At 36.7% G+C, this 7,215-nt stretch carries 6 protein-coding genes and 1 tRNA gene; 5 read left to right on the forward strand and 2 right to left on the reverse strand.

Annotated features, from left to right (window positions below; genetic code table 11):
* Window positions 1–128 precede the first annotated feature (128 nt).
* Both guaA and BLU80_RS14365 read left to right on the forward strand, forming a co-directional pair.
* Entirely contained in the window at window positions 129–1,664 is a 1,536-nt protein-coding gene (guaA, locus tag BLU80_RS14360; RefSeq protein ID WP_091399831.1) for a glutamine-hydrolyzing GMP synthase, read from the forward strand.
* A gap of 92 nt (window positions 1,665–1,756) precedes the next feature.
* Window positions 1,757–1,830, forward strand: a tRNA-Met gene (locus BLU80_RS14365).
* A gap of 164 nt (window positions 1,831–1,994) precedes the next feature.
* Here BLU80_RS14365 and BLU80_RS14370 read toward each other — a convergent pair.
* The gene (locus tag BLU80_RS14370) at window positions 1,995–3,419 is read right to left on the reverse strand and encodes an AAA family ATPase (RefSeq protein WP_091399833.1); all 1,425 of its coding nucleotides are present in this window, start codon (window positions 3,417–3,419) and stop codon (window positions 1,995–1,997) included.
* Window positions 3,420–3,865: 446 nt separating this feature from the next.
* Between BLU80_RS14370 and BLU80_RS14375 the strand changes: the two genes are divergently transcribed.
* The 3 genes from BLU80_RS14375 (at window position 3,866) to BLU80_RS14385 (ending at window position 6,038) form a co-directional block, all read left to right on the forward strand.
* Window positions 3,866–4,732, forward strand: coding sequence for a BRO-N domain-containing protein (locus tag BLU80_RS14375; RefSeq protein WP_211481861.1), 867 nt, complete (start codon window positions 3,866–3,868; stop codon window positions 4,730–4,732).
* Window positions 4,733–5,268: 536 nt separating this feature from the next.
* Window positions 5,269–5,526 carry a hypothetical protein gene (locus BLU80_RS14380; RefSeq protein WP_091399835.1) on the forward strand — a complete coding sequence of 86 codons (258 nt, stop codon included), beginning with the start codon at window positions 5,269–5,271 and terminating at the stop codon, window positions 5,524–5,526.
* Between the two features lie 11 nt (window positions 5,527–5,537).
* Entirely contained in the window at window positions 5,538–6,038 is a 501-nt protein-coding gene (locus BLU80_RS14385; RefSeq protein ID WP_091399837.1) for a hypothetical protein, read from the forward strand.
* A gap of 837 nt (window positions 6,039–6,875) precedes the next feature.
* On the opposite strand, the gene BLU80_RS14390 is transcribed toward BLU80_RS14385, so the two are convergent.
* The coding region (locus tag BLU80_RS14390) for an IS30 family transposase (protein ID WP_139188150.1) at window positions 6,876–7,215 on the reverse strand (340 nt) is incomplete at its 5' end.

Genomic DNA, 7,215 nt, shown 5'->3' on the forward strand with positions numbered 1-7,215 from the left:
CAGGCCTGTCCTGAACCGATATATAATGGCTAAAATGCCATAAATAATAAAGCCGGTTTTTAATTAGACCGGCTTTTTGTTTAGCTTTGCGGCAAATTCCGGTAAATACTTCCTAATATTCAAACATTATGACTGAAAAAATTATCATTTTAGATTTTGGTAGCCAATATACTCAATTGATTGCCAGGGCTGTAAGAGAAGCTAATGTATATTGTGACATTGTTCCTTTTCATAGCCAGATTGATTTTAATGAGCATATTAAGGGAGTGATTCTAAGTGGCTCTCCATGTAGCGTCAATGAACAGGATGCGCCAATGGTGGACATTCAGGCTATATTGGATAAAGTGCCTGTGCTGGGTGTTTGTTATGGAGCTCAGCTCGCTGCCAAGGTATTTGGCGGTCGGGTCGAGAAATCTGATAAAAGAGAGTATGGCCGGGCCCAGATGCTGCGTCAGTTAGAAGACAAGCTTTTGCTGGGGCTGTCCGCTAAAAGCCAGGTTTGGATGAGTCACAGTGATACCATTAAAGCCTTACCGGAAGGCTTTGAAGTGCTGGCAACAACAGAAAGTATCCCGGTGGCTGCTTTTAAAAAGAGCACCGCTGAACCAAATTCTTTATATGGGTTACAATTTCATCCTGAAGTCTACCATTCTACCGAAGGCAAGAAAATCCTGTATAATTTTCTGGTAGGTATCTGCGGATGTGCCCAGGACTGGACACCGGCATCTTTTGTAGAGGAAACGGTGGCTTCACTGAAAGAAAAAATCGGTGACAAACATGTTATTATGGCCCTCAGCGGCGGAGTGGACAGCACCGTAGCTGCTACCTTAATCAGCCGGGCCATTGGCGACAGACTCCACGGTATTTTTGTAGATAACGGGGTACTCCGCAAAGATGAGTTTAATCAGGTACTAGAAACCTATAATGAAATTGGCCTGAATGTAAAAGGTATAGATGCCAAGAATCTGTTTTATAAGGAACTTGCCGGAGTGTCTGACCCGGAAGGTAAAAGAAAAATAATCGGTAAACTCTTTATTGATGTTTTCCATGAGGAGGCCCAAAAAATTAGTGAAGCTTCATTTTTAGGACAAGGAACGATCTATCCGGATGTTATTGAAAGTGTATCGGTTCATGGCCCTTCTGTTACCATCAAATCCCATCACAATGTAGGAGGTCTTCCTGCTACGATGAATCTGGAACTGGTGGAGCCCTTAAGAGCCTTGTTTAAGGATGAAGTTAGAAGGGTGGGACTGGAGCTTGGTATTCCATCTGACATGATTAACCGTCATCCTTTCCCCGGACCGGGACTGGCCATTAGAATTTTGGGAGAAGTGACAGAAGAAAAAGCTAAACTTCTACAGGAAGCAGATCATATTTATATTAAGGCATTAAAAGAGCGCAATCTTTATAATGAGGTCTGGCAGGCAGGGGCCATTTTATTGCCTGTGAAAAGCGTTGGTGTAATGGGGGATGAAAGAACCTATGAATTTACGTTGGCACTTAGAGCGGTTAGCTCTGTAGACGGTATGACGGCTGACTGGTCACATCTGCCTTATGAATTTCTGGCTGATGTGTCCAACGCCATTATTAATAATGTAAAAGGCATTAATAGGGTGGTTTATGATATCAGTAGCAAACCGCCAGCTACTATTGAATGGGAATAGAAGAAATTATTATCCAGAATTTTTTGCAGAAAAGGGATTTTCCTATTACTTTTGCAACCCATTAGCACCTATCGGTGTTTATGGGTAACCACGGCGAGGTAGCTCAGGTGGTTAGAGCGCAGGATTCATAACCCTGAGGTCTCGGGTTCAATTCCCGATCTCGCTACTCCTCTAAATATCCTAAGTATCAATTACTTAGGATATTTTTTTGCCTGAATTTAACTGCAATCTTCTCACTGTATTGCTTCCTGAGACCCATTTTGATACCCAACAAAAATATACAACTTATACCATTTAGCCGTGCAATGAGAGCAGTCTAAAATAGGGTTACTATTTAAATAGAATATCCATTTCCAAATCGTTTTGAATCATGGACGAAGCATAACTATTTGATACTAGACCAAAAGTTGTAACCAGTGTGAGATATATGGCGGATTTTGTTTTTGTCTGTTCCTTAAAAGCGTCAATTTTTGTGGCTAAGGTTTCGGCATATGATTTGGTGATGGTGAACGGCCGAATGGAAAATTTCATCTCGCATAAATTAATTACTCTATCTCTTCTATCAATTACAAGATCGATCTGTGCCCCTTGATTATCTCCTTGACCAATCCAGGAAGAGGTTCTTGTTTCAATAGCGGATATACCCAGTGCATCTTTGATTTGGTCTATATGCTCAAGGCAAACTTGTTCAAAAGCATAGCCGCTCCAAGCTCTTTTTTTAGGATTATCTAATTGCTTGATCCAATTATTCCGGTCCAGTTCGCTTGAATTTTTTATCCATTTTAGGTAGAAAAGTGAATAAGGGTCCGTTAATTGGTAGAGGCTCATTTTTTCTTTTTTATTGAAAGGAGCATATTTACGAATGAAATGACTTTCCTCTAGTTCTTTCAACATAAGGGTCGCTGCTCCATTATTGGTTATACGAGCAGCCTTTATAATCTCATTGCGCGTAAGTCCTTTGCCCTTTACACTCAGTGCTTCAACGATTGAAATATAGCCTTCTGCCTTCCGAAACAATGCGTGAAAGAGGTTGTTGAATTCACCTCGAAGAAGGCCGTCCTGTTGGAAACATAATCGGTCGATATTTTGGTCCGCACTCTGACTGGTATCAATTTGATCAAGATAAAATGGTATACCACCCATGACCATATATATTAATAGAATTTGATAATGATCAAATTTGGCCGATCGATTCTTGAAATAAGCCTCGCACTGACTTAGTGTAAATGGATTAAGCCGGATTCGATGGGTAATTCTATTATGCAGCCCACCCTTGTTGTTGATCAATTTATTTATCATCCAGGCTGCAGCAGATCCGCATACTACTAAAATGATGTCGTTTCTCGGGCTGGCCCAGGAATTCCAAAAATGTTCCAGTGCTTGAATAAAGCCTGACCTTGCAGTATCTAACCAAGGCAGTTCGTCAAGAAACACAATCTTTTTTTTATTTTTGCTTTTCTCTAGTAAGGTGACTAATTGCTGAAATGCTTCCAACCAATTTTTTGCTATGGGATGATGTTCTGTAGATGAATCAAATTTTTTGATTGCAATGTTGAAATTTAATAATTGCTGAGCTGTATTACTATTGGCAATACCTGTTAATTGGAACTCAAACTTATTATTGAACGCATTGCGAATCAGGTAGGTTTTTCCGACTCTTCTTCTTCCGTATATTGCGACAAACGAAGATGAGGCGTTTTCTTTTAATTTAGAAAGCAAAAGATATTCTTTTTCCCGTCCAATGAGCTTATCCATCTGGTGAATTTTGCTGTAAAATTAGCTGATTTTATAGATATAGCGAAATATAAGATCATATTTTGCTATATCTATAAAAATATATAACATTTAGCTATTTATAGTTATATAATTAGCTAAATATTATTAAAATTTAGTGGTTTAGCTATTTATGTATATATAATCAGCTAAATGTTATTAATAATTTGACTTTTAGCTAAAGATGTGGATTTGTTAGGGAAAGTATGGATTAAGTATATATGGAACGTGCAAAGGATGATATTAAATGTTTTATTAAGGAGCCAAAAGTTTTGGATATATGGTCTCCTTCTTATTTCCACAAATTGGTAGAGCAATTGAAAATAAATTCAAACCAATCGTATAATCATTTAAACTCATCTTTTATTATGCTAAATCATTATTTGTAACTTCCTCCATTAGTGTAATTAAGGAATGCAACTGTTCAAGTGAAAATTCGTCCACGCTACTCCTCTAAAAGCCTTACTGTCTTTGACTGTAAGGCTTTTTTTATCTGGGACGAAGAACTTGAAAAATGGTATTTTTCTATCGTCGATGTGATAGGGGTACTCACTGATAGCCCTAACCCGAGGAAATATTGGAGTGTTCTCAAAACACGACTTAAAAAAGAGGGGAATGAGTTGACTACAATTTGTAGTCAACTGAAATTGAAAGCATCTGATGGGAAGTTTTATAATACTGACGTCGCTGATACTGAACAGTTATTTCGTCTTCTGCAATCCGTACCGTCCAAAAAAGCGGAGCCATTCAAATTATGGTTGGCAAAAGTAGGAAGAGAAAGAATAGATGAAATTGAAGATCCTGAAATCGGTATTGACCGCATTATGGATACTTACCTGAAAAAAGGGTACAGCAAGGACTGGGTTAACCAACGCCTGAAAAGCATAGAAGTACATAAGGGCCTTACAGATGAGTGGGATTTACGGGGCATAAAAAAAGGCCAGGAATATGCTATATTGACCGATGAAATCACTAGGGGGTGGAGTGGCTTTTCTGTGAAGCAATACAAAAAACATAAAGGGTTAAAAACTGAAAGCCTTCAAGATAATATGACGAACCTTGAATTGGTGCTGAATATGTTAGCCGAAGCCACTACAACAGAAATTAGTAAAGAAAAGCGACCGAAAAACTTTAAAGAAAGTCAAAATATTGCGAAACAAGGCGGAACAATAGCCGGCAACACAAGGAAAGAAATTGAAGCCAAAATAGGCAAAAACGTAATAACTCCTTTAAATGCAAAAAATGCACTTAATAGTAACGGTAATTCCATAACAAATAGCAAGAAAAAATCGTAAGGCCATTCAATCGCCTCTCAGAGGATCTTTGCGCCACGGAAACTGTTCCCGAAATCGAGGATTGAAAAAGAGACTGTTTTATCTTGCAAATTCAATAATTGTAATTTCCTCCAAGAGTGCAATTTGCAATTAAAGAACGCAACTGTTCAAGCGAAAATTCATCCACGCTATAAGGATTTTTCTATATAATTAATTGTCTATCAGGAAATTATTATATCTTGGTATTTAATTGCATAAAATGTTGTGATTTAGTTAAATATTTTTATTTATTTGATTATTAGCGTTTTAAGGTATTCAATTCCCGTTCATCTAGTCCGACAATTTAACAGTATTCTCCTTCTGATTTTATTGCTTTTCTTTTATACTTTCTTCTATTAACCCGACTAAGAAAGACGCCAATTCCCGTTCAATTATGACTATTTTTTCATTGACAATCATTAGTGAATTTTTTGGAATAGATTCTGGATTTTCTGGCCGCTCAAAACGGACCGGCCCTTTGGAATTTGAGTAAACCAAGTGAGGGATACCAAAAGAGGATGGGTACAAGATCCCCAAAATATTTTTCCATCAAATTAGAGTGTTACCATGCGAAAGGAGCAACTGGCTTATTGCTTGATACAGATGTTCTGCCGGCAGATTTTAAATTAATGGGAAATGAGTTTGATCTCGCTACAAATCCATTTAATGGGGCTAGTTTTGCAGAGAGAGGACAGGCCATTTTAATTTCTCTCGGGATAGGGCTGGCGATAATACCTAAAATAATGATGAACGGCGCTAGTAAAATTAGAAATTAACATTGAAATTAATGAAAGTAAAATATAAAACTTTACTGATTTTTTTGGGTATAATAGCCTTTTTTGCATTTGCCTTTTGGGGAATCATGGTAGGGTCTGGCAATTATGGGTATGCTCAGAGATATGTATTTGATGTAAGTAGCGGAAATTTGATCAAAGCAATAGAAGATTTAAAAATGGATAGTCTAAATTTTAGTTTATCTGACAACATTGATGAATTGGATTCTATTGATACTGCGAATTCACATTTTCATGTGGAAGTTTACTTGAAGAAACAGGACATCTCATTTGTTTTTTTCATTGAATTGGATGACAGGAAGCTAAATAGTTCAGAACTTTATTTGGTTTCAGTAAATAATTGGACAGGTATTGGAGACAGGAAAACCATCAACGGAGATTTCAAAAGAGATGAAAATCTTAAGGTGAAAAGAATTTTTGAAGAAGAAATATTGAATAATCTTAAATTGAATTATCATAATTTTGGGAATAATATGTTTATTTTTTGGAAGTAATTCAACTGTTGTTATAAGAATTTATTAAATTATTTCGATGTAAGGCAATCAACCGGAGAGTTAACCTCTCTTGATGATTGGTTTTTATACAGTTTCGGGGTAAGAATTTAGGAAGTATTAAAAAATTTATCATGCGGCTGTAGAGTCATCGTGTTCAGTGGGGAGCTCGGTGACCAAACAATATATGAAACAATAAGAATGAAAATGTTTTAGTACTGAGTTTTAATCAGGACAAAGGTGACTGAATATCAGTAAGAGCCTGAGCAACAAAGCGGCAATGGGCTTGGATAGAGTCGGATACCGGCATGCAAAAAGGCGGAGAATAGATCTGCAACACCTTTGATTTTTATATTGAACTAGCAAGACTTAAACAAGAAATATTTTTTTCGAGACTGTCAAAAATATTGTGTAAACAGAAAATTTAAAGTCGGCATCTATCCTCAAAGAAAGTCAAAAACGAGGGTGTAATTTGAACTGTGTCATATCAAATTAATTTTAAAACCTGATATGCGCCACGGGTACTGTGCTCGAAATCAAGGATTGAAAAAGAGACTGTTTTATCTTGCAAAATCATTGTTTGTAATTTTCTCCAAAAGTGCAATTAAAGAACGCGACCATTCAAGACAAAATTCATCCACGCTACTCCTCTAACCCAACAGTTCTTAAAGTTGGAGTGATGATAGGTATAGGTGCATTTCTAATAATTACAGATGGGTTAACTACCCCTTTTTATAACATTATAATTTAGGAAAGCAATAATGACAATTTCTATATAGTGAAGCCTGAAGTAATTTAATTGTTTTATTTGATAAATTAATAGATTTTTGATTCCTGTGTTCAAGGAATAAGTGCAACGCTACCTTCGAATCGTAAAAATACTTCATTTGCGGTGGCATAGCCAAATTTTCTTATTGGTCTGTTATTGATCGCCTTTTCGACCCTTTTTATTTCCTTGTTATCAATTTCATTAAAGTCAGTTTTTTTGGGGAAGAATAGTCTGATTATTCCGTTCCTGTTTTCAATTGTCCCTTTGTCTTGTGACGTATATGGCCTTGTGAAGTAAGTCTTGACATCTAATGCTTTTGCAATCTCTTCATGTTGTGCGAATGCCAAATCGTTGTCAAAAGTCATTGTTTTTATCGGTGGGTATTTTTTCATTCTTTTAATGATTTTTTTG

The sequence above is a fragment of the Arachidicoccus rhizosphaerae genome, assembly GCF_900107765.1.
In the GTDB taxonomy this organism is placed as follows: domain Bacteria; phylum Bacteroidota; class Bacteroidia; order Chitinophagales; family Chitinophagaceae; genus Arachidicoccus; species Arachidicoccus rhizosphaerae.

What these genes read in the sequence shown, in the direction of transcription:
- BLU80_RS14385 (WP_091399837.1), top strand. Translation starts at nt 5,538, where the DNA reads ATGAAAGTAAAATATAAAACTTTACTGATTTTTTTGGGTATAATAGCC.
- BLU80_RS14370 (WP_091399833.1), bottom strand. Translation starts at nt 3,419, where the DNA reads ATGGATAAGCTCATTGGACGGGAAAAAGAATATCTTTTGCTTTCTAAA.
- BLU80_RS14380 (WP_091399835.1), top strand. Translation starts at nt 5,269, where the DNA reads ATGGGTACAAGATCCCCAAAATATTTTTCCATCAAATTAGAGTGTTAC.
- guaA (WP_091399831.1), top strand. Translation starts at nt 129, where the DNA reads ATGACTGAAAAAATTATCATTTTAGATTTTGGTAGCCAATATACTCAA.